Genomic DNA, 23,850 nt, shown 5'->3' with positions numbered 1-23,850 from the left:
CCCCGGTACAACCGGACACCGTGACCGCGACCACCCTGATCAAGGCCGAGCCGGCCGCGCCCGAGCTGCCGACCCCACGCCGGTGGTCCCTGGTCTACCCGTGGCTGCTCCCGGCAATCGCGATGGCCGTGGTGGGCGGGATCGGGCTGTCCCGCCCGGCGCTCGGCTGGGACGAGCACGCGACCTGGTCGGCGGCCATGCGCACGCCCGCCCAGATCCTCGACTTCGCCGGGAACATGGACGGCGTCATCGCCCCCTACTACCTCTTCACCCACTTCTGGACCGCCGCGTTCGGCGACGCCGTGGGGACGATCAGGCTCCCGTCGCTCATCGCCGTCGTGCTGGGCACGGGGCTGGTCGGGGAGCTGGGCCGGCGACTCTTCGGACCCGGGACCGGCCTCACCGCGGGGCTGATCGTCGCCGCCGTGCCCCAGCTCTCCCGCTATGCCCAGGACGCCCGGGCGTACGGGATCGCCTTCTTCTTCGCGGTCCTGGCCACCCTCCTCCTGTACGTGGCCGTCGAGCGCCCCACCTGGTGGCGCTGGGCCGCCTACGGGGCCGCCCTGACCCTGCTCGGCGCCACGCACATGATCGGTTTCCTTGTCCTCGCGGGTCACGTGGTCACGGTCGCGCTGCGCCGGCGCGACGCCCGGGTCCCGATCCGGTGGGCCGTCATGGTCGCCGCCGCGCTGCTCCTCGTCTCGCCGCTGATCTATCTCGGTCTCACCCAGCGCGGCACCCAGCTCGAGTGGATCGCGCCGCTCGACCTGCACCAGGTGCTCATCGCGCCCGGCATGATCTTCGGGGCGCCGGCGGCCGGGCTGCTCGTGATCGGCCTCGCCCTCGCCGCCCGATGGGAACGGCCGGCACTGCCGGGCGAGCTCGGGGCGCTGGCCGCGATCCCGCCGATCCTGCTCATCGCGGTCTCGTTCGTCACGTCACCGCTCTGGGTCCCCCGGTACGTGCTCTTCGTCATCGCGCCGCTCGCCCTGCTGGCCGCTGTCGCGTTGCGGGGGCTCCGGTGGCGTACCGTCGCGGCTTTGATCTTGATTGCCGCCATGGGCTTCGAGATGCAGCAGACCTTCCGCGGTCCCGCGTCGCACGGCGGCATGGACTTCCGGAAAGCGGCGGCGATCGTGCAGTCGCGGCTCCAGCCGGGCGACGGGGTCGTCTACGGCCGGATCGGCACGTGGTCGCTGCGCGCCGGGCTCGACTACGAGCTGCGGGACAGCGCCGTCAAGCCGGACGACCTGCTGCTGCGCGAGCCCGCGGCCGAGGCGGGCGGGCTGGACGGCGTCGAGTGCCCCGGGCTGACCTGCTTCACCACCGACCGCGTCTGGTACGTCGGCGCGCGCCAGGCCGGCGACCCGATGTCCAACGCGGGCGACGAGCTGCGGGCCAAGTTCAAGGCCGAGTACAAGCGGACCGGCTACTGGCTGCTACCCCTGGGCACGATCGCGTTGTACGAGCGCAAGGTGCCGTAGGACACAGGAAATCCTGCCAGCCTGGATCGGTGCGGAGGAACCTGTGCTGGCTGGCGCCCGCCGTCCTGACGGCGCTTGTCACGGCGTACCAGGCAGCCACTCCGCAGCTGTGGCGCGACGAGCTGGCCACGTGGAGTGCGGCCCGGCGGCCCGTACCCGAGATCTTCGCGCTCGGGCAGCACATCGACGGCGTCACCGTGCCGTACTACCTGCTCGTGCACGGCACGATCGCCCTCGTCGGCGACTCGCCGGTGGCCCTGCGGCTGCCGTCACTGGTCGCGATGACCGCCGCCGCCGCGTGCACCGCGCTGCTGGCCCGGCGCCTGTGGGGACCCTTCCCGGCCCTGCTCGCCGGCTTGCTCTTCGCGGTGCTCCCGGTCATCTCCCGGTACGCGCAGGAGGCGCGCGGCTACGCCCTCGCCATGTGCTTCGCGGCCCTGGCCACCCTGCTGCTGCTCCGGGCGCGGGACAAAGGCGGCTGGACCGCGTACGGGCTCAGCGTCGCCGCCCTGGGTCTCGCCCACCAGCTCGCCCTGCTGATCCTTCTAGGCCACGCGGGCCGCAAGAAGGCCTGGCTCGCCGCCGTGTTGCCCGCTGTGGCGGTCGTCGTCCCGTTCACTCTGCTCGGCCTCGGGCAGCGCGACCGGCAACTCGACTGGCTGTCCCGCGCCGACTTGACGACCCTGGCCAACTTTCCGGAGACACTGTTTCTGTCCGGGGTCCTCGGCGGTGCTGTCTGCGCGCTGGCGGTCGTCGCGTCACACCGGCGACTGCTGCTGACAGCTGTGCTGCCCGTACTCGTCCTGTTCGCCGTCGACCAGCTGATCACGCCCATGTTCGTGGGGCGCTACCTGCTCTTCGTGGTGCCGCTGCTCGTGGCGCTCGCCGGGCGAGGACTCGCGCTGCTCCGGCCCGTACCGGCGCTGGTGGTCCTGATCGTCCTGGCCCTGATCGGGCTGCCGGTCCAGAACGACATCCGCCGCACGCACTCGCCCTTCGACTATCGCGGGGCGGCCGCCGTGATCCACGCCGGGGCGCGGGAGGGAGACGCGATCGTCTACGCCCCGCGCGACGGCTGGCAGTTCACCGACATCGGGCTGCGCTACTACCTGGGGAACGACCTGCCCGACGACGCGCTGCGCGTGGCCGGCCCGGAGGAGAACGACTCCCTGTGGGCGACCGAGTGCCCGGACCCCGCCGCCTGCCTCACGGCGGACCGGGTCTGGACGCTCAGCGCCGACAACCTCGAGACCGGCCGCCGCGCAGGCGTGACCGACCAGCTGACGACCGCGACGCAGGCGGTGCTCGCCCGCTCGTACCGGCAGCTGCAGGTGACGCGGATCGAGGGCTTCACGATCGCCCTCTTCGTCCGCTCCTGACCAGCACGCTCAGGAACGTCTCAGGTTGTACCCCGGACATGCGGGGCAACTCTCCGTGGCATGACGGTCACGGTCTTCGCCCCCGCTCCCCAGCTCACGGTCACCATCGAGCAGCAGGCCGGCGACGTGGAGCTGCACGTCCACCCCGGCAGCCAGGGCATCTGGCAGGCGCGGATGGTGGTCGCCCTCGGCGTCCCGGTCACGGTCTGCATCACCGCCGGCGGCGAGACCGGCGACATCATCCGCCGGCTCCTGGAGCAGGAGGACCTGACCGTACGCCCGGTGGCCCGCGAGTCGGGCAGCGGCTGGTACGTCCACGACCGCCGCGACGGCAGCCGCTCCACGATCGCCGAGCACCCCGGTGCCGCCCTGGTCCGGCACGACCTCGACGAGCTCTGCACGCTCACCCTCGCCGAGGGCCTCCAATCGGAGGTCAGCCTGCTCAGCGGGGCCGCCGGGCCGGACGTGATCGACCCGGACGTCTACCGCCGCCTCGCCGCCGACCTGGGCGCCCACGGCAGCAAGGTCGTCGCCGATCTCTCCGGTGACCACCTCGACGCCGCCCTCGCAGGCGGTCTCACCGTCGTCAAGGTCAGCCACGAGGAGCTGCTCGACGACGGCCGCGCCGCCGACGACAGCGTCGAGGCGCTGGTCGAGGCCGCTCACAAGCTCCGCGACGAGGGCGCCGAGCAGGTCTTGATCAGCCGGGCCGACCAGCCCGCGCTCGCCCTCGTGGACGACAAGCCGCTGCTGGTCACGCTGCCCGCCCTGCAAGTCGTCGACCACCGCGGCGCCGGCGACTCGATGACGGCCGGCGTGGCCGCCGTCCTGGCTCGCGGCGGCGACATGGAGGAGGCCCTGCGGACGGGCGCGGCGGCGGGCGCCCTCAACGTGACCCGCCACGGCCTGGGCACCGGCCGCGGCGAGGCCGTCGAGCAGCTGATCAAGCGGGTCGAACTGACGCCGCTCGACTAGGGTCTGTCCCTAGCGCTTGGCCAGGGGGACGACCAGCACGGCCTCGGTGCCACCGCCCGCGCGGTTGCGGAGCTCGATGCTGCCGCGCAGCTCGCCGGTGGCCAGCGCCCGGACGATCTGCAGGCCGAGCCGCCCGCTCGCCTCGGCCCGGAAGTCCTCGGGCAGCCCGCGCCCGTTGTCGGCCACCGTGACGTGCAGCTGCTTGCGGAACCGGTGCGCCGACACCACGACCTCGCCGACCGGCTCGGCGGGAGCGGGCGGGAGGAGGCCGGAGGTGTCCGGGGCGACGGCGTCCTCGTCGGGCGGCGGGAAGCCGTGCTCCACCGCGTTGATGAGCAGCTCGTTGAGGACCATCACCAGCGAGGTGGCGATCTCGGCGGGGAGCACGCCGAAGGTGCCCTCGCGGCGCATCTTCACGGAGATCTCGGTCGCGGCGACCTCGGTCGCGGCGGTGGCCACGCGGTCGACGATGCCGTCGAACTCGACCGACTCGTCGGCGTCGGCGGACATCGACAGCGTCTCGTGGACGAGCGCGATCGAGGCGACGCGGCGTACGGACTCCTGCAGGGCCATCCGCGCCTCGGGGATGTCGACCCGGCGGGCCTGCAGGCGCAGGAGCGCCGCCACGGTCTGCAGGTTGTTCTTGACGCGGTGGTGGATCTCCCGGATCGTCGCGTCCTTGGTCATCAGGGCGCGGTCACGGCGGCGCACCTCGGTGACGTCGCGGACCAGGACCAGGGCCCCGATGGGTACGCCCGCGGGCATCAGCGGCAGCGACCGCATGAGCACCGTCGCGCCCCGGGCCTCGACCTCCATGCGCGGCGGTGCCTCACCCCGCAGGGCGGCGTTGACCCGCTCACTCGCGTCCGTGCCCTCCAGCGGGTCGTGGGCCAGCCGGCTGGAGAGCACCGACAACTCCTCGCCGACCAGGTGGGCATTGAAACCCAGCCGCCGGTACGCGCTCTGGGCGTTCGGGCTCGCGTACGTGACCTTGCCGGAGGCGTCGAGGCGCACCAGCCCGTCCCCGACGCGGGGCGCGGAGGTCGTCTCCCCGGGGTGCGGCGGGGGCGGGAAGGTGCCGTCGGCGACCATCTGGGCCAGGTCGTCGGCCGTGGTCAGATAGTTGAGCTCGAGCTGGCTGGGCGTGCGCGCGGTGGAGAGGTTGGTGTCCCGCCCGATCACGCCGATGATCTCGGGGCCGCCCCCGTCGACCCGCATCCGCACGGGGATGGCCTCGTGGCGGGCGGGGGTGTCGCCGTACCAGACGGGGTCGCCCTCGCGCCAGATGCGGCCCTGGGCATAGGCGATGTCCAGATGCGCCACCTCGGGGCCGCCGACGATCTTGCCGACCTGGTCGTCCTGGTAGGCCGTCGGGGCGGTCGTCGGGCGCACCTGGGCGACGCAGAGGAAGGCCCGCGGCTGCCCCGGCTCGCCCCGGACCGGCACCCACAGCAGCAGGTCGGCGAAGGACAGGTCGGAGAGCAGCTGCCAGTCGCCGGCGAGCCGGGTCAGGTGGTCGATGCCGGCCGGGCCGAGCCCGGTGTGCTCGTCGGCGAGGTCACGCAGCGTGGACACGCCTCAAGCGTGCCACGTCGGCCCGGGACCGTGCGCTCAGAGGGTGGCGGTGACCTTCTTGAGCCCGCGCGGCGCGTCCGGGTCCTCGCCCCGGGCCAGCGCCAGCGAGAGCGCGAGCTGCTGCAACGGCAGGATGTCGAGCAGCGGCGCGTAGCGCTCGTCGACCTCCGGCACGGCCAGCCGGCCCGCGGCGCCCGCGATGTCATGGGCACCGATCGTGACGACGTCGGCCCGGCGCTCCCCGAGCCGGGCGACGACCTCCGCCATCGAGCCGCCGCCGGGGCCGTTGCCCACGACCGCGAGCACCGGCACGTCCGGGTCGGTCATGGCGAGCGGCCCGTGCAGCAGATCGGCGCCGGAGAAGGCGAGCGCCGGCAGGTAGGACGTCTCCATCAGCTTGAGGGCGGTCTCACGGGCGGTCGGGTACGCGTACCCGCGGCCCGTGGTGACCAGACGCGACGCGAACCGGTAGCGCTGCGCCAGCTCCTCGGCGCCGTGCTCCGCCAGCGTCCGCTCGGCGAGCTCGGGCAGCCGGCCGAGCGCCTCCCGCTCCTCGGCGCCGGGCGTGCCGTCGCCGGTGCGGATGCCCTCGACGAGCAGCAGCAGCGCGAGCAGCTCCGCGGTGTAGGTCTTCGTGGCGGCGACCGCGCGCTCGTGCCCGGCGGCCACGTCGATGCTCAGCTCGGCGGTCTCCGCGAGCGTCGAGCCGGGGTTGTTCGTCACCGCCAGGGTGAGAGCACCACTCTCCCGGGCGACTTTCAGCACCTCGGTGAGGTCGGGTGAGCCGCCGCTCTGGCTGACCCCCACGACGAGCGCGCCCGTGAGGTCGGGACGCGCTCCGTAGAGCGTGATCGCGCTCGGCGAGGCGAGTCCGACGGGGATGCCCAGCCGGATCTCCGTCAGGTACGCCCCGTAGAGCGCGGCGTGGTCCGACGTGCCCCGCCCGACGAACACGACGTGCTTGGGGCGCTGCTCGGCGACCGCGGCTGCCACCTTCGCGATCGCGGCGGCGGCTTCCCCCTCGAGCAGCCGCGCGTATCCCGCCGGCTGCTCCGCGATGTCGGCCGCCATCCCCTGGCCTCGCTGCGTCACTGGTCCTCCCCTGTCGCGCCTGCTGCTCGTACGCTGCGCAGTGTTGCACTTTTGAGCGCGGAACCGCAACGTTCTGAGCATGAACGCGCAGCATTCGGGGACTGACATATTGGTGCGCTTCGCCTAGGCTCGCCAATGGCTTCTCGGCGTGCTCCGGCATGCCACCCGGCGTGTTCCGCGCGATGTCACCGGCGGCATCGGCCACGCGCGCGAGGAAGGCACGGCCATGGACGATGCCCGGCGCTCCGCCGCCCGCGAGCTGGAGCATGCCCGCGCGGCGCTCGACCGCGGCGACCTCGCCGGGGCCGCCGACCACGTGGCCGGCGCCATCGCCCACGCCCCCACCCTGCCCGAGATCCAGGAGCTGCTGAGCCTGCTCGCCGAGCGCGCGGACGGCGCCCTGGAGCTCTTCCCGCTCGAGCAGCACGCCTTCGTCGGCACCGTCGTCGCCCGCGCCCACCTGCTCGCCGCCGCCGGCCGCCCCGAGGACGGCCTCCCCTTGCTGGCCGCCGCGAGCGGGCACACCCCGGGCGTCGACTGGGCGGGCGTGCCCTGGGTCAGCGAGCCGGGGCTGGGCGTCCGGATGGAGCCCGGCATCCTCGCGCGCGTCGTGATGCAGCTCTGCACGGCCATCGGGGACCCGGCGCCGGAGGGCGGGCTGGCGGCGCTCCGGCCGTACCTGACGCTGGTCGGGCACGCGGTGACCGCGCACCCGGACCACGCGATGCTGCTGGGCGCCGGCTCGGCGCTGGCCCGCCGGCTCGGCGAGGCGGACCTGGCGGTGGAGTGGGCGCTGCGGGGGACCCGGCTGCGGCCCTCCAAACTGGCGGAGATCTGGCTGGGGTACGCCTACCGCAGCGCCGGCCGCATCCCGGAGTCCCTGGCCGCATTGCGCCGCGCGGTCATGTACGACCCCGAGGACCTCTCCGTCTATGCCGACATCGCCGGCACGCTCGCCGACGCCGGCCGCCTCGACGACGCCCTCCTCTGGATCGACCGCGCCCTGTCCCTCGACCCCGGTTTCGAGTGCGCCGTCCACACCGGCCACCGCCTGCGCTACCAGGCCGACGGCGACCTCACCCACCTGGTCCGGCTGGCCGACTTCCAGCGCGACCATCCGGACGACAGCCACGAGCACACCGACCTCGCCGAGTGCTGCGCCGACCAGCCCTGGCTGAGCCGCGTCCCGTCCGCCCCCGACACCCCGGTCGACCCGGCCCGCCTCACCGCCGTCCCGCTGGCCAAGGGCTCACCCCTCGCCTACACCGGCGCGGGCCCCGAGGCCGTTGCCCGCCTCCACCGCCTGGCCCATCCCCTGTGGCCCCACCCGCCGGCCGCCTACGACGCCGCCCTGGGCCTGGTCCTCGTCGAGCCGGCCGAGCTCCTCGCCCTCGTCGCCGACCCCCCGCCCGCCCCGGACGACGAGGTGGGCCGGGCCCTGGCCGCCCACGACCCCACTCTCTGGGCCCGCTGCGCCCGCGTCTGGGCCTGCCTCGGACTCCTCCACCACGACACCGACCAGCCCTGGAGCGAATCCACCCGCCGCCGCCACCTGGTCGACCTCGCCACCGGCGGCCTCGACCCCATCACCGAGGCGGCCCTCTTCGCCCTCGTCACCTACGCCTGGGTCGACCCGGCCGCCCGCTCCGACGTCGCCGCCCTCGCCACCCGCCGCCTCGACGACGCCGCCGCGGCCCGCCTCGCCGACCACACGAGCGACGCCCTGGCCTGGTCCGTCGCCCAGCTCGCCCTCGCCACCCCGGACCTCGGCCGCGAGGCCCGGGACCGCGCGTCCGCCCTGGTCCGCGACCTGGAAAGCGTCGCCGCCCCGGTCCCCCGCCAGCGCGGCCGCCTCCGCCGCTGGTTCTCCGGCCGCTGACCCGCTCGCTGCTCCGAGCCGTCACATCCCCGGCCGCCGGCCCGCTCACTGCTCCGAGCTGTTACTCGATGACGGCGATCAGGTCGCCCTCCTGGACGACGTCGCCCTCGTGGACGGAGAGCTCCTTGAGCGTGCCGCCGGACTCGGCCAGGACCGGGATCTCCATCTTCATGGACTCGAGGATCACGAGGGTGTCGCCCTCCGCGACCTCGGCGCCCGGGGCGGCCACGACCTTCCAGACGTTCGCCACCATCTCAGCACGGATCTCGTCGGCCACGGTGCCGTCCTTCCACCAGTCACTGGGGACCTCATCCAATCATGATTTCCGGGTACGAGCCCAGCGGCCGGACGGGCAACTCGGGGCGACTACCATCGGCGGGTCGGACAGGTCACGCGGTTCCGCCGCGGCCGGTCCGGATCGAGCTCGGACCCGGCGGGCGGCGGCGCCGTGCGGCGGGTCCGGAGAAGCAGCGACGACAGGAGAGCGGCATGGCGAAGAAGGCCCGGAAGAAGAAGGCTCGTAAGAAGAGCGGCGCGAACCACGGCAAGCGTCCCAACTCCTGAGCCGTGGCATGACGAAGGGCCCGCACCGGTGATCGGTGCGGGCCCTTCGACGTCACGACCTCTGGTTACGGCAGGTATTCGTGGCTCTCCGCCTCGACGACGTGCTCGCTCAGCTTGATCTTGATGCGCTCGCGCAGCTCCCGGGGCGCCGTCTCGGCCCCGCAGCAGCGGGCGACCAGCGCCTTGACCTCATGCTCGATGCCGTACTCGCGCAGGCAGTCGGAGCAGTCGTCGAGGTGATGCTTGATCAGCGCGCGCCGCTCGTCGCTGCACTCGAGGTCGAGGTAGAGATAGACCTCGCTGATCACGACGTCGCAGTCGGCCTTGTCCTTGTCGTCGTCGCTCATGTCGCTCAGGCCTCCTGGGCGGCGGGAGCGGACGCGTCGGACGTGCGGGTCACGCCCCGGTCGGCGGCGTACTGCTCCAGCATCTTGCGGAGGTTACGGCGTCCGCGGTGCAGGCGCGACATGACCGTGCCGATCGGCGTGCCCATGATGTCGGCGATCTCCTTGTACGAGAAACCCTCGACATCGGCGAGGTAGACGGCGAGACGGAACTCCTCGGGCAGCTGCTGCAGCGCGTCCTTGATGTCGCTGTCGGGCAGCCGGTCCAGCGCCTCGGTCTCGGCCGAGCGCAGACCCTGCGACGTGTGCGACTCGCTCGAGGCGAGCTGCCAGTCGGTGATCTCCTCCGTGGGCGCCTGCACGGGCTGCCGCTGCTTGCGCCGGTAGGAGTTGATGTAGGTGTTGGTCAGGATCCGGTAGAGCCAGGCCTTGAGGTTGGTGCCCTCCTCGAACTGGTGGAAGGCGGAGAACGCCTTGAGGAACGTCTCCTGCACCAGGTCCTCGGCGTCGGCCGGGTTCCGCGTCATGCGCAGCGCGGCAGCGTAGAGCTGATCCACGAAGGGCATGGCGTCACGCTCGAAGCGCGCCCGGTCCTCGTCGGTCCGTGCACTCCGCTTGGTCCTGCTGGTCCGCTCTGCTGGCGTCACCCGCACCTCTCCCCTCGACTGCCCCGCCGAGGATACGGGTAGTGCCCCGCTCGCGGTTTCGAAAACCGCCGGTGTGCTGACACTCACCGATGGCGTGACCGCCGGGAGCGACGCGGCGGGCCACTCCGGCGAATGCAGAAGCTCCTGCACCTTGCGGGCGGGCAGGCCGCTCCGCTCGGCGAAACCTGTTCCGGCATGCACCTCAAGTACCCCTTCCGACGTACAGCCTTCCGGGGGTAGTAACCACGAACGGGCTGTCCGCATTCCGACCGGCATCGATCAGTGGGCCCACGCATTCCGGCGCAGCCAGTCGACAACGGCGGCGGCCGTGCCGGGGAGGTCCTTGCGCAGGTCGTGCACGGCGCCCGGACGCACGACGACTGAGACGTTCGCGCTGGCCACAGGCACGCCGAAGGGGTCCCGGTCGCCGTTCACGACCAGCGTGGGCAGCGACGACGGCAGCTCCGCAGCGCGGCTTTTGTCCGTCTTGCCCGGCGGGTGCAGGGGGAAGGCCAAGGCCAGCACCCCGGCCGCGCCGACGGCCACGGCAGTGCGACACGCCACGCGGGCACCACTCGACCGGCCGCCGACGATCAGCGGCAGCGGAGAGGCCAGCGACGAGACCACAGCGGTCCACGCCTCGTCGAGATGGGTGGCCGGAGCGGGGGCGCGACGGCCGGCGACGCGGTAGGGCTGGGTGACCAGGGCCACGCGCAGGCCGGCCGCGACCGCGGCGTCGTGGACGGCGGTCAGGTCGGGCGCGTCGACGCCGCCGCCCGCGCCGTGCCCCAGGACGAGCGACGCCCCGGGAGCGCCGGCGGGATCCGTGATGCGGACCCGCGCCGTGCCCCGGGGCGTGGTGATCTCGAGCTCCTGCACGGGTCGAACCTAGCGTGCGGTGGGCTCCAGGGTGAGCAGCTTGCGGTCCGCCTCGTCGGTCCCGTCGTCGACCGGGTCGCCGTTCGGCTGCACCCGCTCCCGCCAGGCGATCAGCATGGCCCGCCGCTCGCGGGGCGTCGTGCCGCCCCAGACGCCGTGGCAGTCGCCGACCTGCAGGGCCCAGGCCAGGCAGGCCCCCCGGACCTCGCACGAGCCGCAGAGCGCGACGGCGCCCTCGGTCGGCTCGTTGGGCGCCGGGAAGAACGTCTCCGGATCGACGGTGCGGCAGGCGCCGCGGGTGCGCCAGGCCTCGTCGGACCGGCGTTCGCCGAGCGCCTCCAGCAGCCGTGGATCACGGCGTGCGATAGCGACCTCGTGCGGCCGCGGCATACGTGCGCGTGTCATCAGCCCACCTCCCCCGTGGGTGCCGGCGGGGCTGTGGTGCCGTGGTCCGCACGGTACGAACCCGTCACCACGCCGGCGCAGTTTTCTATCGCACGGAGAAGGGGCGGAACAAGGGGCTTATCTATTTCCCAACAAACTTTCCAGTTACGGAACGCACGATACCGGGGCGAAACGCGTCACCACGGGCGGCGTTCCGGCAACTTCGGACATCGTCCGTTTTCGCAATCCGTGGGAGCGCGCCCACGGCCGTTCACCGATCGGCAAGATCAGAAAAGCACATCCTCGAGAACCTCGGCGGCCGGGGCGGTCAGCTGCGGCCCGTTGTTGCGCACGTTCCCGACGGCGGCGCCCACCGGGCGTACCTCGATCAGGGTGTCGAGATCGCCGGGCGTGAGCGGCCGCAGCAGGCCGGGGTCCGCGCTCTCCGCGGCCAGCCACTCGTCCCACCGCTCGGGCGGGAGGATCAACGGCATCCGATCGTGTACGCGAACCAGCCCGCCGAGCGCCGCGGTCGTGATCACGCCGCAGGTCATCGTGTCCTCGCGCCGCGTCCAGAGCCCCGCGAACGCGAGCACCGACCCGTCGCGCGGCGTCATGTAGAAGGGTTGTTTCCGCTTGCCGTCGCGCACCCACTCGTACCAGCCGTCGGCCGGCACCAGGCAGCGCCGCCGTTCGAACGACGACTTGAAGGCGGGCAGCCGGTCGACCGTCTCGGCCCGCGCGTTGATCATGGCGCCCTTGTGCCCCGGGAGCCCCCAGCGCACGGTGTCGACGACCCGGGCCGCGTGCGTGCCCGACACCCGGATCACCGGCACCGGGTCGGTGGGCGCGACGTTCCAGCTCGCGGCGGGCGCCTCGGCCACCGGCACGGCGTCGAAGAGCCGGCTGAGGTCGGCCTCGCTCTTCGTCGTCGCGTAACGCCCGCACATGGGCCCGACAGTACGCCGTGGGCCGGCAACCCGCTGACCCGTCCGAGCGGTGTCACACCTACCCGGCAGAATGAGGGTCGTGACAGCAGCAGCCCGCCCTTGGACGGCGCCCGTGGCCACCGGACCGGTCACGGCGCCCGTGCGCCTGCCCGGCTCCAAGTCGATGACCGCCCGCGCCTTGGTGCTCAGCGCGCTCGCCGACGGCCCCTCGACGATCGTGCGCCCGCTGCGGGCCCGCGACACCACGTTGATGGCCACCGCCCTGACCGCCCTCGGCTCGGCGGTCGACACCACGGACGCCGAGCGCTGGACCGTGACGCCCGGAGCCCTGCGCGGGCCCGCCACCGTGGACGTCGGGCTGGCGGGCACGGTCATGCGCTTCCTGCCGCCCGTGGCCGCGCTGGCCGACGGCACGGTGACCTTCGACGGCGACCCGCACGCGCGCAACCGGCCGCTGCGGCCCATCCTCGACGCGCTCCGGGCCCTCGGCGCCACCCTCGACGCGGCGGAGACCGGCGGCCTGCCGCTGACCGTGCACGGGACGGGCGGGATCGAGGGCGGCGAAGCGGTCATCGACGCGTCCGGGTCGAGCCAGTTCGTGTCGGGCCTGCTGCTCTCGGCGCCGCGCTTCACCAAGGGCCTGGTGCTCCGGCACGAGGGTCCGCCCGTGCCGTCCGCGCCGCACCTGCGCATGACGACCCACATGCTGCGCGCCGCCGGGGCGGTCGTCGACGAGAGCGTGCCCGACGTGTGGCGGGTCGAGCCCGGCGCGCTGCACGGCCACACCTGGGCGATCGAGCCCGACCTGTCCGGCGCGGCGCCCTTCTTCGCCGCGGCCATGGTGACCGGCGGCGCCGTGACGCTGTCGGGCTGGCCGTGGGAGAGCTGGCAGCCCGTCGACACCCTCACCGACCTGCTCACCCGCATCGGCGCCCGGGTGCAGCAGTGCGAGGAGAGTCTGACCGTGCGCGGCACCAACCGGCTGCACGGCATCGAGGCCGACCTGTCCGAGGTCAGCGAGCTGACCCCGGTGATCGCCGCGCTGGCCGCGCTGGCCGACGGGCCGTCCTCGATCCGCGGCGTGGCGCACATCCGCGGCCACGAGACCGACCGGATCGCCGCGCTGGCCCGCGAGCTGCGCAAGGTCGGCGCCGAGGTCACCGAGCACCACGACGGGCTCGACATCACGCCCGGGCCGCTGCGGGGCGCGTCCTTCGAGACCTACGCCGACCACCGGATGGCCCACGCCGCGGCGGTGATCGGGCTCAAGGTGAGCGGGGTCGAGCTGACCGACGTAGCGTGTACGTCCAAGACGCTGCCCGAGTTCCCCGAGCTGTGGGCCGGCCTGGTGACCGCCCCGGACCCGGGGCCGGCGACGACGACAGGGAGCTGATCCTGCCGGCACGCAAGCGGGAGTACGACGAGGACGACGTCCGGGTCCGGCCGGGCCGGTCGTCGCGCCCGCGCACCAGGACCCGGCCCAAGCACGAGGACGCCGTCGAGGCGCTGGTCATCACCGTGGACCGGGGCCGCTACGGCTGCGTCCGCGAGGACGCCGAGAGCCAGGACGAGCTGATCACCGCCATGCGCGCCCGCGAGCTGGGCCGCAAGTCGGTCGTGGTCGGCGACCGGGTGTCCCTGGTCGGCGACGTGTCCGGCTCGCCCGGGGCGCTGGCCCGCATCGTCCGGATCAGCGAGCGCACGTCGGTGCTGCGGCGCACGGCGGACGACGACGACACCACGCCGGAGGGCCGCCTCGAGCGGGTGGTCGTGGCCAACGCCGACCGGCTGGTCATCGTGAGCGCGCTGGCCGACCCGCAGCCGCGGACCGGCTTCATCGACCGGTGCCTGGTCGCCGCGTACGACGCCGGCGTCGAGCCCCTCCTCTGCCTCACCAAGGCCGACCTCGCCGGCCCCGAGCAGATCCTCGGCTACTACGCCGAGCTCGACCTCCCCTACGTGCTGGTCGAGCCCGGCAGCGACCTCGCCGAGCTGCGCGAGCATCTGGCCGACCGCATCTCGGTGCTGGTCGGCCACTCCGGCGTCGGCAAGTCCACGCTGGTCAACCGGCTGGTGCCGGACGCGCTGCGGGCGACCGGCGTGGTGAGCGCCGTGGGCAAGGGCCGGCACACGTCCACCAGCGCGGTGGCGTTGCGGCTGCCCCGCGTGCGCAAGAAGGGCGACCCGGGCTGGATCGTCGACACCCCGGGGATCCGCAGCTTCGGGCTGGCCCACGTGAGCGCCGACAGCCTGTTGCACGGCTTCCCCGACCTGGTCGAGGGTACGGTCGACTGCCCGCCCAACTGCGGCCACACGGCGGCCGACGTCGACTGCGCGCTGGACGCCTGGGTGGCGGCGGGCAAGGCCGATCCGAGGCGGCTGGCGTCCTACCGCCGCCTGCTGAGCAGCCGGGCGGGCGATCTCGACCCGCGCGACCAGATGGAGTGATGGTGCCGTACACCGATGACCTGGCCCTGGCCCACCTGCTGGCCGACACCGCGGACGCGATCGCGATGGACCGCTTCCGCGCGCTCGATCTCAAGATCGAGTCGAAGCCCGACCTGACGCCGGTCTCGGACGCCGACACCGCGGTCGAGCAGGCACTGCGGGCCACCCTGGCGCGGGCCCGGCCCCGCGACGGCGTGATCGGCGAGGAGTTCGGCAGCACGACCGCGCCCGCCGGGCAGGGCAACCGGAGCTGGGTGATCGACCCGATCGACGGCACCAAGAACTTCATCCGCGGCGTCCCGATCTGGGGCACGCTGATCGCCCTGCTGGAGGGCGACCGCCCGGTGGCCGGGCTGGTGTCGGCGCCCGCGCTGGGCCGGCGCTGGTGGGGCGCGACCGGCCACGGCGCCTTCGCGGGCAAGCACCAGCGCACCGCCACCCGGGTCGGCGTGTCGTCGGTGCGCCGGCTGGCCGACGCGAGCCTGGCCTATGCGAGCCTGCCCGACTGGGAGAAGGCCGGCTATCTCGAGCCGATGCTCGGCCTCATGCGCGACTCGTGGCGCAGCCGCGGCTACGGCGACTTCTACGGCTACATGCTGCTCGCCGAGGGCGCCGTGGACGCGATGGTCTATCCCGACCTCTCGCTCTGGGACGTCGCCGCGCTGATCCCGATCGTCACCGAGGCGGGCGGGCGCATCACCGACCTGACCGGGCGCCCGGCCCCGGGCGACGGCAGCGCGATCGCCACCAACGGCCACCTGCACGAGGACGTTTTGGAGCGGCTCGCCCGCGGGCGGCGCTGACAACGCCATAAACTTGCCCCGTGATGTCGGCCGGCTGGATCTTCCTCGCCGCGATGATCGCGGCGTACGGCGTGGCCAACCTGCTGCAGTCGGTCGCCGCGACGCGGACCACCGTGCATCACACGTTCGACCCCCAGCTGCTGGTGCGCCTGGCCGGTCACCGCACCTATCTGCTCGGCCTGGGCTGCCAGGTACTGGGCTTCGTGCTCGCCTTCCTCGCCCGCCGCGACCTGCCGCTCTTCCTGGTGCAGGCGAGCGTGGCGGCGGGCCTGGGCGTGACCGCGCTGCTGGGCGTCCTGCTCCTCAAGTGGAGCCTGCCGGCCGCCGAGGTGGCCCTGCTGGGGCTCCTGCTGGCGGGCATCACGGCGCTCGTCGTCTCGGCCCAGCCCGCCCCCGCCCGCCAGCTCGGCCCCGCGGGGCTGGCCGGCCTGGCCGTCGCGCTCGCGCTGCTGGCGGTGCTGGGCTTCTTCTCGGTACGCCTCCACGGCGCCCTCGGCTCGGTCGTGCTCGGCTCCCTGGCCGGCGTGGCCTTCTCGGCGGCGGCGATCGCGGCCCGGCCCCTGGCCACCGAGCACTCCTTCGCCGGCCTTTGCGGCAGCCCCCTGCTGTGGCTGCTCGTGGCCCACTCGATCGTCGGCCAGCTCCTGCTCGGCCTGGCCATGCAGCGGGGCTCGACCACGGCGGCGGTGGCCGCGATGGACGCCGCCGGGGCCGTCCCGGCCGCGATCGTCGGCCTGATGCTGCTCGGCGACCGCATCCACCCCGGCCGGGAGTGGCTGGCGGGCGTCGGCTTCGTGGTCACGCTGGCCGCGGTGGTGGCCCTGACCCGGTACGCCGAGCCGCAGCACCACCATCACACCCGGCCGCACGCCGAGCCGGTCCTGCACCCCGCCGCCCGCTGAGCGCCGGCCGCACGCCGCGCCCGGTCTCGCACCCCGTCGCCCACTCAGGGCCGGCCCGCATGACCCCGCGCCGACGGGGTACCTCTCGATAGTCAATTTCCGTTTATCGCACGACTTGTGCCCTTCCCGGAAACCGCCCCCGCGCCGTTGATGCGAGAATCTCCCGCGTTGAGCACTATGGAGTCATCATGCCGAGCGAGGTCCGACATCGCGTCGACGACGACCGGGTCTATCCGGTCGTCCGGCTGGACGGCATCCTCGACGCCGGCTCCGCCCCGCAGCTCCGGGCGGCGCTGCTCGGCGTGCTCGGCGACCAGCCCGAGGCCGTGGTGGTCGACGTGCGCGACCTGACGCTCGGGCGGCGCGAGGCCGCGGGCGTCCTGGCCGACGTGGCCCGGGAGGCCGCCGACTGGCCGGGCGCGCGGCTCGTCCTCTGCACCGGCGCGGAGCAGGACGGCTGGCACGCCACCGGGCTGCCCGCCGAGCCCGACGTCGAGGCCGCGCTGGCGGGGCTGGGCCGGCCGCACCGGGCCGACTTCCTGAGCCTGGCGCTGGAGCCGGTGGTCGGGGCGGCCCGCCGGTCCCGCGAGCTCATCGCCGAGGCGTGCGCCCGCTGGGACCTCGTGGCGCTGGCCGGTCCCGCGTGCATCGTGGTCACCGAGCTGGTCAACAACGTGGTCGCGCACTCCCGGACGGCGATGACCGTCTTTGCCTCCCGGCGCGGCGAGCGGCTGCTCGTGGCCGTGCGCGACCGGTCCGCCACGGTTCCGCGATTCACCGGGAGCCCGGTGCCCGTCACGTCGTACGGGGGCCGGGGTCTGCTCCTGATCGACTCGGTGGCCGAGCGCTGGGGCGCCCTGGCCCTGCCCGGCGGAAAGGTCGTGTGGGCCGCGCTGTCCCGGGCGCACGAGCAGGCGCAGCAGGCCGCGGGGTTCGGGCCCGCCTGAGCCCGCCCGCCGGCCCGGCCCCGGCTCCCGGCGACGACGAGCCAACCCGCGAGTCCGGCTCCCGGCCGCGGCGACGAGCCCGCGCGGTGATGGCATGACGGGCCCCGCCCGTGGGTAGTCTGCGACCATGCGAGACGACGACTACCCGACCGAGGTGTCCGACCCGGAGGCGTCCGGCCTGCCCGGCACGGCCGACGACGACTCGAACGCCTATGACGAGGTCGACAGCGGGCGCCAGGCCGACGGACCCGACCCGGCGGCGCTCGCGGGCGTGGGACCGGGCGGCGCGAACCGCTACGGCGACACCGCGGAGGAGCAGCGCGCGGGCGAGTCCCTGGAGTACCGCCTGCACCAGGAGGAGCCCGACTTCGGCGCCGAGGAGGCGATCCCGGCCAAGCGGGACCCCTTCGACGAGACCGTGGACGACTCCGAGCAGCGGCAGCTCGACGCCGACGTGTGGGGCGAGAGCCCGACGTCGGACCCGAACTCGCCGGTGTCGCTCTACGACGACGGCCAGCTCGACAGCGACAGCCCGGGCACGGTCGGCCGCCTGGTCGAGACCGACGAGGGCTACGGCTACGACGACGAGCCCGACAGCGTGGCCTACGACGCGGGGGCGGCCGGCGGCGGCGCCTCGGCCGAGGAGGCCGCGATGCACGAGACCAACGCGCCCCGCTACCGCTAGTCCAGGCCCTGCTCGATGGCGTAGCGGGTCAGCTCGACCCGGTTGTGCAGCTGCAGCTTGCCGAGCGTGTTCTGCACGTGGTTCTGCACCGTGCGGTGGCTGAGGACCAGGCGTTCCGCGATCTGGCGGTACGACAGGCCCTTGGCCACCAGGCGCAGCACCTCGGTCTCGCGCTCGGTGAGCTTCGGCGTGCCCGGGTCCTCCCCGGCCGGCTCCGTGGCGAGCCGGCGGAACTCGCCCAGCACCAGCCCGGCCAGCCCGGGCGTGAAGACCGGGTCGCCCGCGGCTGTCCGCGCCACGGCGTCGAGGAACTCCGCCTGGCCCGACGATTTGAGCAGATAGCCCGTGGCGCCCGCCTTGACCGCGTCGAGCACGTCCTGCTGCTCGCCGCTGGCCGAGAGCATCAGCACGCGGACGCCCGGCAATGCCGCCAGCAGCCCGCTGATCACTTCCACGCCGGAGATGTCCGGCAGCTGAAGGTCGAGCACCACCACCTGGGGACGGGCCGCCGGGGCGATCCGCACCGCCTGCTGCCCCTCGCCGACGGTCGCGACCACCTCGTAACCGGCCGCGGCCAGGTCCCGCGCCACGCCGTCCCGCCACATGGGGTGGTCGTCGACCACCATGACCCGCACGCTCACGCCCTCACCCTACTGACGGTCATCTCCACCTCGGTGCCCTGACCGGGTGCCGACGTGATGGTCACCGTGCCACCGAGGTCACCGATCCGGCCCCGGATGGACTGCGCCACGCCGAGCCGCCCCTGCGACTCCGCCTCGGCCAGCCGCTCCGGGGCGATGCCGCACCCGTCGTCGCGGACGCTGACGGTCACGGCGGCCGGCTCGTCCTCGACCAGCACCCACACCTTGGTGCCCGGGTCGCAGTGCCGGGTCACGTTGTCGAGCGCCGCTGCCACGGCCGCGGCGATCTCGGAGGCGGCGGCGGACGGCAGGCGTACGGCACCGGCGGGCGCCGCGACGGACACGGTGGCCGACGCGTACGGCTCCAGCAGCGTCATCAGATCGACCTCGGCGTGCTCGTCCACGGCCTCCGCCGAGCGTCCCGTGACGAGCGTGCGCAGCGCCGCTTCCTGCTCGCCGGCCAGCCGGGCCAGCTCGCCCGCCTCCCCGCCGAGCCCCGCGCCGCGCCGCTTGACCAGCGCGAGCACCTGCAGCACGGAGTCGTGGATGTCGCGGGCCAGCCGCTCCCGCTCCCGGGTGGCCGCCTCGAGCTGGATCGCGCGCTCGAGCCGCTGCTGGGACGCCTGGGCGACGCCGACGAGATAGCCGACGGCGAGCGCGGCGAGCAGCATGAGGACCGTGCCCGTGTACGCCGCCTGGTCCCAGTGGTTCCGCACGACGAGATCGGTCGCGCCCATCGCCAGGGCGGCCGTGATGCCCCACCGGCGGCCACCGGCGACGGCCCACGCGATGACCGGCGCCACGTGCCAGGCGACTGCGAGCGTGGGCTTGCCCGCCCTGAGCGCCTCGGCGCCGACGATGTAGCCGCTGGACGCCATCACGCCCATGGTGATCAGCAGATCGGCCAGGAAGAGCGGCGGGCGGCGGCGGGCCGGGTCGGCGTACGCGTAGGTCGTGAACACGGTCCAGCCCGCCGTCAGGGCGAGGACGGGCCAGGCGAGCGCCGGGTGCGCGTACACGCCGATGTTGTTGACGACGAGCGCGGTCACGTAGACGAGCGCGGCGATGCGGTAGACGGCGATCGCGCGCCACAGCGACGTCTGCAGGGTCTGCGAGGTCGATGCCGATTCCGCCATGGGCTGACCCTACTCACCCGGCGAAATGATCAGACGTCGCTTACCGTCGAGGCATCGGTACCGAATTGCTGATCTCCGAGGTCTTCGACGCAGGCGGTGTCACCGCCGTGCGGCACGCCGTCGCGGCCTGCGCCGGCCGGTCCGGGCTGGGCGGGGACCGGCTGGACGACTTCGTGGTGGCGGTCAACGAGCTGCTCACCAACGCGGTACGCCACGGGGGTGGCACCGGTCACGTCACGGTCTGGCAGGAGGACCACGCCGTGGTGTGCGAGGTGAGCGACCGCGGCGCCGGACTGGCTGATGTCACCCCGGACCGACCGGCCCCGGACCAGCCCGGAGGCTGGGGGCTCTACCTCGTCCGGGAGCTGACCGACACCTGCGACATCACCACCGGTCCCGAGGGAACCGCGGTCAGGATCTCCACCAGAACCTGAATCTCTTTTTAAATTCGGGGTACCGGACTTGACGTACGGGCCGGAATCTTCTTAGGTCTCTTGCTGACGGACATGACGATCCCGTCCCGTCGCGCGGCCCCGCCGACGCTCTGACCTCACCGCCCCCGGAGGTTGACCCGTGCCGCGACACAGTGCGCCGCAGTCCGCGCGCCACAGCGCACCGCAGCAGGCCGCCCGCCCGCTGCGGCCCCGGCTGGCCGTGACCCTCGTGGTCGCCGCGGCCGGCCTGGCCACGGCCGTGTGGCTGCCCACCCGCAACGACAGCGCCGACGCCTCCGAGCGCGGCCGCCTCCCCGCCGCCGGGGACCTCGCCGACACGTTCGCCGACGACTTCCAGGGCGGGGAGGGCAGCACGGTCGACCCCGGGCTGTGGGCGCTGTCCGAGCGCGACGGCTTCGACATCAGCACGCGCGGCGCGCGCCTCGACGGCGACGGCAACCTCGTGCTCACCGCCCGGGACAGCCGCCGGCGCGGCATCGTCACCGCCGAGCTGACGACCAAGGACGTCTTCCGCCGCGAGTCCGGGCGGATCGAGGCGCGCATCCGGGTGCCCGAGGGGCTCGCGCCGGCCTTCGAGGTGGTCACCCGGGCAGGCACGATCAATCTGCTGGAGCGGGCGGAGCCGGGCGACTTCCACACGTACGCGGTGACGTGGACCCCCGATTCGCTGAAAGCGGCCGTGGACGGCGAGACCGTCCAGGAGTTCTCGCAGGTGCCCACCGACCAGGCGTTCCGGCTCGCCCTGAGCCTCGGCGTGCCCGGCGACGACGCGCCCCTGCCGGCGGAGATGCTCGTCGACTTCGTCCGCGTCTCCGGCCTCGACGAGGAGTCGGCGTCACCGTCGGCGTCGCCCTCCGAGTCGCCGTCTCCCTCTCCGTCGGAATCTCCGTCGGAATCTCCGTCCGCCTCGCCGACCCCGTCGGAGACCGCGGCCCCCGCCTGGAAGACGTTCGTGGACTACCAGGCCGGCGACGTCGTGAGCTTCGAGGGCGCCGAGTACGAAGTGCTCGAGGCGCACACCTCGCTGCCGGGCTGGGAGCCGACCGCACTCCCGGCTCTGTTCAAAAAACTCTAGAAAAAGCGTGATCCCGGGGGTCGAGGGCCGTCTCCCTTGACTGGCGGCAGTCAATCTGTAAAGACTGCGTCCAGTCCCCGTCCTCTTCCCCCGGAGGAAACATCCCCATGCGCAAGACACGCATGTTCCTGGCTGCGGCAGTCGTCGCAGTGTCCCTGAGCGGCGGCCTCTACGCCGCCTCGCGCAACGACGCGGCCGACGCGGCCATCGGCGGCATCACCTGGTCAGACGAGTTCAACGGCGCGGCCGGCTCGTCGGTCGACGGCTCGAAGTGGAAGTTCGACACCGGCGGCAGCGGCTTCGGCAACAACGAGCTGCAGAACTACACGACGTCGACCAGCAACGTCTACCAGGACGGCCAGGGTCACCTCGCGATCACCGCCCGCAAGGAGAACCCGAACAACGCCCAGTGCTGGTACGGCACGTGCCAGTACACGTCGGGCCGCATCCTGACCGCGGACAAGTTCTCGCAGACCTACGGCCGCTTCGAGGCCAGCATCAAGATCCCCAAGGGTCAGGGCATCTGGCCGGCCTTCTGGATGCTGGGCGGCAACAACTGGCCCGCCACCGGCGAGATCGACATCATGGAGAACGTCGGCAAGGAGCCGAACAAGGTCTACGGCACCGTGCACGGGCCGGGCTACTCGGGCGCCGGCGGCATCGGCGGCAACCGCGACATCGGCCAGCCGCTGAGCAACGCCTTCCACACCTACGGCGTGGAGTGGTCCCCCAACCTCATCAAGTGGTTCCTCGACGGTCAGCAGTACTTCAGCGTCGACCCGTCGAAGATCAACGGCAACCAGTGGGTGTACGACCACAACTTCTTCATGATCCTCAACGTGGCCGTGGGCGGTAACTGGCCGGGCAACCCGGACGCGAGCACCTCCTTCCCGCAGACGATGCTCGTCGACTGGGTCCGCGTGTCCGGCTGGACCAACGACGGCGGCGGCAGCACCACCCCGCCCCCGGCGACCACCGGCAACGCGCTCAAGTCGACGTTCAGCGGCCGCTGCATCGACATCCCGAACGGCACCGCGAACGACGGCGTCCGGCTGCAGACCTGGGACTGCAACGGCTCGAACGCGCAGAAGTGGACGTTCCAGTCCGACGGCACGCTGCGGGCCCTCGGCAAGTGCTTCGACCCGGCGGGCGGCGCGCTGACCAACGGCACGCCGATCCAGATCGTCACCTGCAACGGCAACCCGGTGCAGCGCTGGACCCTCTCGGGCGCCGGCGACCTGGTGAACATCTCCGCCAACAAGTGCGTCGACATCAAGGACTGGAACGCGAACAACGGCGCCCAGCTCCAGCTCTGGGACTGCGGCGGCACCTCGAACCAGAAGTGGTCGAAGATCTAAGCCCGGAACAAGTCGCCGTAGACGCGCCAGCTCAGCGGAGTGTTCAGATCGAGGTTGCCGGCCTTGAGGAACACCCGCTGAGCGGTCGTCACCCGGCTGACATCGCTGTGGGCCTCCTCCTTCTTCATCTCCGCCACGCGGGCGTCGAGGAAGGCGGAGAGCCACTTGATCTCGTCGCCGCCCTGCTTGGGCGGCTTGGCCTTGCGCAGCGCCGCCGACCGGATGCCGCGCAGCCCCGAGACGCCGTGCATGACCGCGGCGTCGTAGTAGGCGAACTGCCCCAGCGCCCGTACGCCGTCCGTGCTCGCCATGGTCACGGCCGGGTCGAAGTACATCCGGTCACGCTCGTCCTCCTGCGTCTTCTGGAAGACCGGGTCCGCGGCGGCCGTGCGCCAAGCCGCCGGATAGCCCGAGAGCCCCGCGTGCGAGTCCGACCCGTCGACCGTGCGCAGCGCCGGCAGATAGCGCGCCAGCACGTTCTTCGGCTTCCGGCGCGTGTACTCGGTGACCACCGCGAGCATGTCGGACGTCCCGGAGCAGAAGCCGACGATCCCGGCCGTGTAGCCGCGCCCGTCCCCGATGTCCTCGATGTAGCCGAACTGCTTGCGCCAGGCGACGGTCGAATTCTCGGCGCTGGACACGAGCTTGAACGCCAGCTCCTTCTTCGCCGCCTGGGCGAGTCCCGCCGCGGCGGCCGGCACGGCCAGGGACGTCCCGGGGGCCGACTCGGTGGCCGGGGCGACCGGCCCGGGCCCGTACGCCCGCAGGTCGCGCAGCGCGTAGCCGGTCCCGTCCCGCTGGGTCCCCAGCACCCGCAGGTAGCGCCCGGCGCCGGAGAGCTTCTTCAGGTCGTCCGTGCCCCCGTCGCCGCCGCCGGTGCGGTAGAGATCGGTCCAGCTCGCGCCGTCGTCCGAGACCTGCACCGCGTACGAGCGGGCGAACTCCGGCCCCCAGCCGACCCGCACCCGGGTGATCCGCTGGCTGCGGCCCAGGTCGACGCGCAGCCACTGACTGCCCGCCGGTGAGCCGCTGAGCCAGGTGGTGGTCATGTCGCCGTCCACGGCGAACCGGCCGGCGACGCCCGCGGTCTTCGTGCTGCTGGCCAGGACGGGCCGGTCGCGCGTCAGCAACAGATCAGGCGCGGCATCCGCGGTCACCGAGATGACCAGCGGAACCATGCAGACTGCAGCGACGCCCACGACCAGCGCGACCGATTTTGCTCGGATCCCCACCTTATGCAAGGTAGGC

At 73.2% G+C, this 23,850-nt stretch carries 25 protein-coding genes; 14 read left to right on the top strand and 11 right to left on the bottom strand.

Features of this window, described 5'->3' with window-relative positions; genetic code table 11:
- Positions 1 to 20 precede the first annotated feature (20 nt).
- From RAN62_RS15180 to RAN62_RS15170, 3 genes are read left to right on the top strand one after another with little or no spacing between them, the layout of a single operon-like run.
- Complete coding sequence (locus tag RAN62_RS15180) at positions 21 to 1,484, top strand: glycosyltransferase family 39 protein (RefSeq protein ID WP_305785239.1); 1,464 nt, start codon at positions 21 to 23, stop codon at positions 1,482 to 1,484.
- A 29-nt stretch (positions 1,485 to 1,513) separates the two neighbouring features.
- Entirely contained in the window at positions 1,514 to 2,863 is a 1,350-nt protein-coding gene (locus tag RAN62_RS15175; RefSeq protein WP_305785238.1) for a glycosyltransferase family 39 protein, read from the top strand.
- A gap of 60 nt (positions 2,864 to 2,923) precedes the next feature.
- The gene (locus RAN62_RS15170; RefSeq protein WP_305785237.1) at positions 2,924 to 3,838 is read left to right on the top strand and encodes a 1-phosphofructokinase family hexose kinase; all 915 of its coding nucleotides are present in this window, start codon (positions 2,924 to 2,926) and stop codon (positions 3,836 to 3,838) included.
- A gap of 9 nt (positions 3,839 to 3,847) precedes the next feature.
- On the opposite strand, the gene RAN62_RS15165 is transcribed toward RAN62_RS15170, so the two are convergent.
- Entirely contained in the window at positions 3,848 to 5,413 is a 1,566-nt protein-coding gene (locus RAN62_RS15165; protein ID WP_305785236.1) for a sensor histidine kinase, read from the bottom strand.
- Between the two features lie 36 nt (positions 5,414 to 5,449).
- Entirely contained in the window at positions 5,450 to 6,484 is a 1,035-nt protein-coding gene (locus RAN62_RS15160; RefSeq protein WP_305785311.1) for an SIS domain-containing protein, read from the bottom strand.
- A 247-nt stretch (positions 6,485 to 6,731) separates the two neighbouring features.
- Between RAN62_RS15160 and RAN62_RS15155 the strand changes: the two genes are divergently transcribed.
- Positions 6,732 to 8,384, top strand: a complete 1,653-nt coding sequence (locus tag RAN62_RS15155; protein WP_305785235.1) for a tetratricopeptide repeat protein — start codon at positions 6,732 to 6,734, stop codon at positions 8,382 to 8,384.
- 61 nt (positions 8,385 to 8,445) lie between these two features.
- On the opposite strand, the gene RAN62_RS15150 is transcribed toward RAN62_RS15155, so the two are convergent.
- Positions 8,446 to 8,661 carry a biotin/lipoyl-binding carrier protein gene (locus RAN62_RS15150; RefSeq protein WP_305785234.1) on the bottom strand — a complete coding sequence of 72 codons (216 nt, stop codon included), beginning with the start codon at positions 8,659 to 8,661 and terminating at the stop codon, positions 8,446 to 8,448.
- Between the two features lie 212 nt (positions 8,662 to 8,873).
- On the opposite strand from RAN62_RS15150, the gene RAN62_RS41365 reads away from it, so the two are divergent.
- On the top strand, positions 8,874 to 8,948 hold the full coding sequence (locus RAN62_RS41365; protein WP_369700219.1) for a 50S ribosomal protein bL37: 75 nt from the start codon (positions 8,874 to 8,876) through the stop codon (positions 8,946 to 8,948).
- Between the two features lie 65 nt (positions 8,949 to 9,013).
- Here the strand turns inward: RAN62_RS41365 and rsrA are convergent, their stop codons facing one another.
- The 5 genes from rsrA to RAN62_RS15125 all read right to left on the bottom strand — a co-directional run bounded on the left by rsrA (position 9,014) and on the right by RAN62_RS15125 (position 12,152).
- The gene (gene rsrA, locus RAN62_RS15145) at positions 9,014 to 9,295 is read right to left on the bottom strand and encodes a mycothiol system anti-sigma-R factor (RefSeq protein ID WP_305785233.1); all 282 of its coding nucleotides are present in this window, start codon (positions 9,293 to 9,295) and stop codon (positions 9,014 to 9,016) included.
- Positions 9,296 to 9,300: 5 nt separating this feature from the next.
- Positions 9,301 to 10,140 carry a sigma-70 family RNA polymerase sigma factor gene (locus tag RAN62_RS15140; RefSeq protein ID WP_305785232.1) on the bottom strand — a complete coding sequence of 280 codons (840 nt, stop codon included), beginning with the start codon at positions 10,138 to 10,140 and terminating at the stop codon, positions 9,301 to 9,303.
- A 78-nt stretch (positions 10,141 to 10,218) separates the two neighbouring features.
- On the bottom strand, positions 10,219 to 10,818 hold the full coding sequence (locus RAN62_RS15135; RefSeq protein ID WP_305785231.1) for an alpha/beta hydrolase family protein: 600 nt from the start codon (positions 10,816 to 10,818) through the stop codon (positions 10,219 to 10,221).
- A gap of 9 nt (positions 10,819 to 10,827) precedes the next feature.
- A complete protein-coding gene (locus RAN62_RS15130; RefSeq protein ID WP_305785230.1) occupies positions 10,828 to 11,223 on the bottom strand; it encodes a WhiB family transcriptional regulator in 396 nt (131 codons plus the stop codon).
- A 266-nt stretch (positions 11,224 to 11,489) separates the two neighbouring features.
- Positions 11,490 to 12,152, bottom strand: a complete 663-nt coding sequence (locus RAN62_RS15125; RefSeq protein WP_305785229.1) for an SOS response-associated peptidase — start codon at positions 12,150 to 12,152, stop codon at positions 11,490 to 11,492.
- Positions 12,153 to 12,222: 70 nt separating this feature from the next.
- On the opposite strand from RAN62_RS15125, the gene aroA reads away from it, so the two are divergent.
- The 6 genes from aroA (at position 12,223) to RAN62_RS15095 (ending at position 17,937) form a co-directional block, all read left to right on the top strand.
- Positions 12,223 to 13,545: a 3-phosphoshikimate 1-carboxyvinyltransferase gene (gene aroA / locus RAN62_RS15120; RefSeq protein WP_305785228.1), complete on the top strand. Its 1,323-nt coding sequence runs from the start codon at positions 12,223 to 12,225 to the stop codon at positions 13,543 to 13,545.
- A 2-nt stretch (positions 13,546 to 13,547) separates the two neighbouring features.
- Positions 13,548 to 14,600: a ribosome small subunit-dependent GTPase A gene (gene rsgA, locus RAN62_RS15115; protein WP_438874510.1), complete on the top strand. Its 1,053-nt coding sequence runs from the start codon at positions 13,548 to 13,550 to the stop codon at positions 14,598 to 14,600.
- Positions 14,600 to 15,403 carry a histidinol-phosphatase gene (hisN, locus tag RAN62_RS15110; protein WP_305785226.1) on the top strand — a complete coding sequence of 268 codons (804 nt, stop codon included), beginning with the start codon at positions 14,600 to 14,602 and terminating at the stop codon, positions 15,401 to 15,403. Before rsgA ends, hisN begins: the two co-directional genes overlap by 1 nt.
- A 53-nt stretch (positions 15,404 to 15,456) precedes the next feature.
- Entirely contained in the window at positions 15,457 to 16,305 is an 849-nt protein-coding gene (locus RAN62_RS15105) for a hypothetical protein (RefSeq protein ID WP_305785310.1), read from the top strand.
- Between the two features lie 188 nt (positions 16,306 to 16,493).
- On the top strand, positions 16,494 to 17,252 hold the full coding sequence (locus tag RAN62_RS15100; protein WP_305785225.1) for an anti-anti-sigma factor: 759 nt from the start codon (positions 16,494 to 16,496) through the stop codon (positions 17,250 to 17,252).
- Between the two features lie 127 nt (positions 17,253 to 17,379).
- Complete coding sequence (locus RAN62_RS15095) at positions 17,380 to 17,937, top strand: DUF5709 domain-containing protein (protein WP_305785224.1); 558 nt, start codon at positions 17,380 to 17,382, stop codon at positions 17,935 to 17,937.
- Here RAN62_RS15095 and RAN62_RS15090 read toward each other — a convergent pair.
- Positions 17,934 to 18,563, bottom strand: coding sequence for a response regulator (locus RAN62_RS15090; protein ID WP_305785309.1), 630 nt, complete (start codon positions 18,561 to 18,563; stop codon positions 17,934 to 17,936). The two genes, RAN62_RS15095 and RAN62_RS15090, sit on opposite strands and share 4 nt — an antisense overlap.
- 11 nt (positions 18,564 to 18,574) lie before the next feature.
- Positions 18,575 to 19,714, bottom strand: a complete 1,140-nt coding sequence (gene macS, locus RAN62_RS15085; RefSeq protein ID WP_305785223.1) for a MacS family sensor histidine kinase — start codon at positions 19,712 to 19,714, stop codon at positions 18,575 to 18,577.
- Between the two features lie 65 nt (positions 19,715 to 19,779).
- On the opposite strand from macS, the gene RAN62_RS15080 reads away from it, so the two are divergent.
- The 3 genes from RAN62_RS15080 (at position 19,780) to RAN62_RS15070 (ending at position 22,602) form a co-directional block, all read left to right on the top strand.
- Positions 19,780 to 20,148: an ATP-binding protein gene (locus RAN62_RS15080; protein ID WP_305785222.1), complete on the top strand. Its 369-nt coding sequence runs from the start codon at positions 19,780 to 19,782 to the stop codon at positions 20,146 to 20,148.
- Between the two features lie 139 nt (positions 20,149 to 20,287).
- Positions 20,288 to 21,244, top strand: a complete 957-nt coding sequence (locus RAN62_RS15075) for a carbohydrate-binding protein (RefSeq protein WP_305785221.1) — start codon at positions 20,288 to 20,290, stop codon at positions 21,242 to 21,244.
- Positions 21,245 to 21,351: 107 nt separating this feature from the next.
- Positions 21,352 to 22,602, top strand: coding sequence for a family 16 glycosylhydrolase (locus RAN62_RS15070; protein ID WP_305785220.1), 1,251 nt, complete (start codon positions 21,352 to 21,354; stop codon positions 22,600 to 22,602).
- Here the strand turns inward: RAN62_RS15070 and RAN62_RS15065 are convergent.
- On the bottom strand, positions 22,599 to 23,834 hold the full coding sequence (locus RAN62_RS15065) for a chitosanase (RefSeq protein ID WP_305785219.1): 1,236 nt from the start codon (positions 23,832 to 23,834) through the stop codon (positions 22,599 to 22,601). The genes RAN62_RS15070 and RAN62_RS15065 overlap by 4 nt on opposite strands.
- Positions 23,835 to 23,850: the final 16 nt, after the last annotated feature.

Origin of the sequence: Symbioplanes lichenis (genome assembly GCF_030709675.1) — a bacterium.
Taxonomy (GTDB): domain Bacteria; phylum Actinomycetota; class Actinomycetes; order Mycobacteriales; family Micromonosporaceae; genus Actinoplanes; species Actinoplanes lichenis.
Note: the sequence above shows the minus strand (reverse complement) of the source record. Positions and strands in the feature narration are given on the sequence as shown.

Bases quoted from the DNA above. Each gene is read 5' to 3' on its own strand.
- RAN62_RS15170 (WP_305785237.1), top strand. From the start codon at position 2,924: ATGACGGTCACGGTCTTCGCCCCCGCTCCCCAGCTCACGGTCACCATC.
- RAN62_RS15160 (WP_305785311.1), bottom strand. From the start codon at position 6,484: ATGGCGGCCGACATCGCGGAGCAGCCGGCGGGATACGCGCGGCTGCTC.
- RAN62_RS15155 (WP_305785235.1), top strand. From the start codon at position 6,732: ATGGACGATGCCCGGCGCTCCGCCGCCCGCGAGCTGGAGCATGCCCGC.
- rsrA (WP_305785233.1), bottom strand. From the start codon at position 9,295: ATGAGCGACGACGACAAGGACAAGGCCGACTGCGACGTCGTGATCAGC.
- RAN62_RS15130 (WP_305785230.1), bottom strand. From the start codon at position 11,223: ATGACACGCGCACGTATGCCGCGGCCGCACGAGGTCGCTATCGCACGC.
- RAN62_RS15125 (WP_305785229.1), bottom strand. From the start codon at position 12,152: ATGTGCGGGCGTTACGCGACGACGAAGAGCGAGGCCGACCTCAGCCGG.
- aroA (WP_305785228.1), top strand. From the start codon at position 12,223: ATGAGGGTCGTGACAGCAGCAGCCCGCCCTTGGACGGCGCCCGTGGCC.
- hisN (WP_305785226.1), top strand. From the start codon at position 14,600: ATGGTGCCGTACACCGATGACCTGGCCCTGGCCCACCTGCTGGCCGAC.
- RAN62_RS15105 (WP_305785310.1), top strand. From the start codon at position 15,457: ATGATCGCGGCGTACGGCGTGGCCAACCTGCTGCAGTCGGTCGCCGCG.
- RAN62_RS15100 (WP_305785225.1), top strand. From the start codon at position 16,494: ATGCCGAGCGAGGTCCGACATCGCGTCGACGACGACCGGGTCTATCCG.
- RAN62_RS15095 (WP_305785224.1), top strand. From the start codon at position 17,380: ATGCGAGACGACGACTACCCGACCGAGGTGTCCGACCCGGAGGCGTCC.
- RAN62_RS15090 (WP_305785309.1), bottom strand. From the start codon at position 18,563: ATGGTGGTCGACGACCACCCCATGTGGCGGGACGGCGTGGCGCGGGAC.
- macS (WP_305785223.1), bottom strand. From the start codon at position 19,714: ATGGCGGAATCGGCATCGACCTCGCAGACCCTGCAGACGTCGCTGTGG.
- RAN62_RS15070 (WP_305785220.1), top strand. From the start codon at position 21,352: ATGCGCAAGACACGCATGTTCCTGGCTGCGGCAGTCGTCGCAGTGTCC.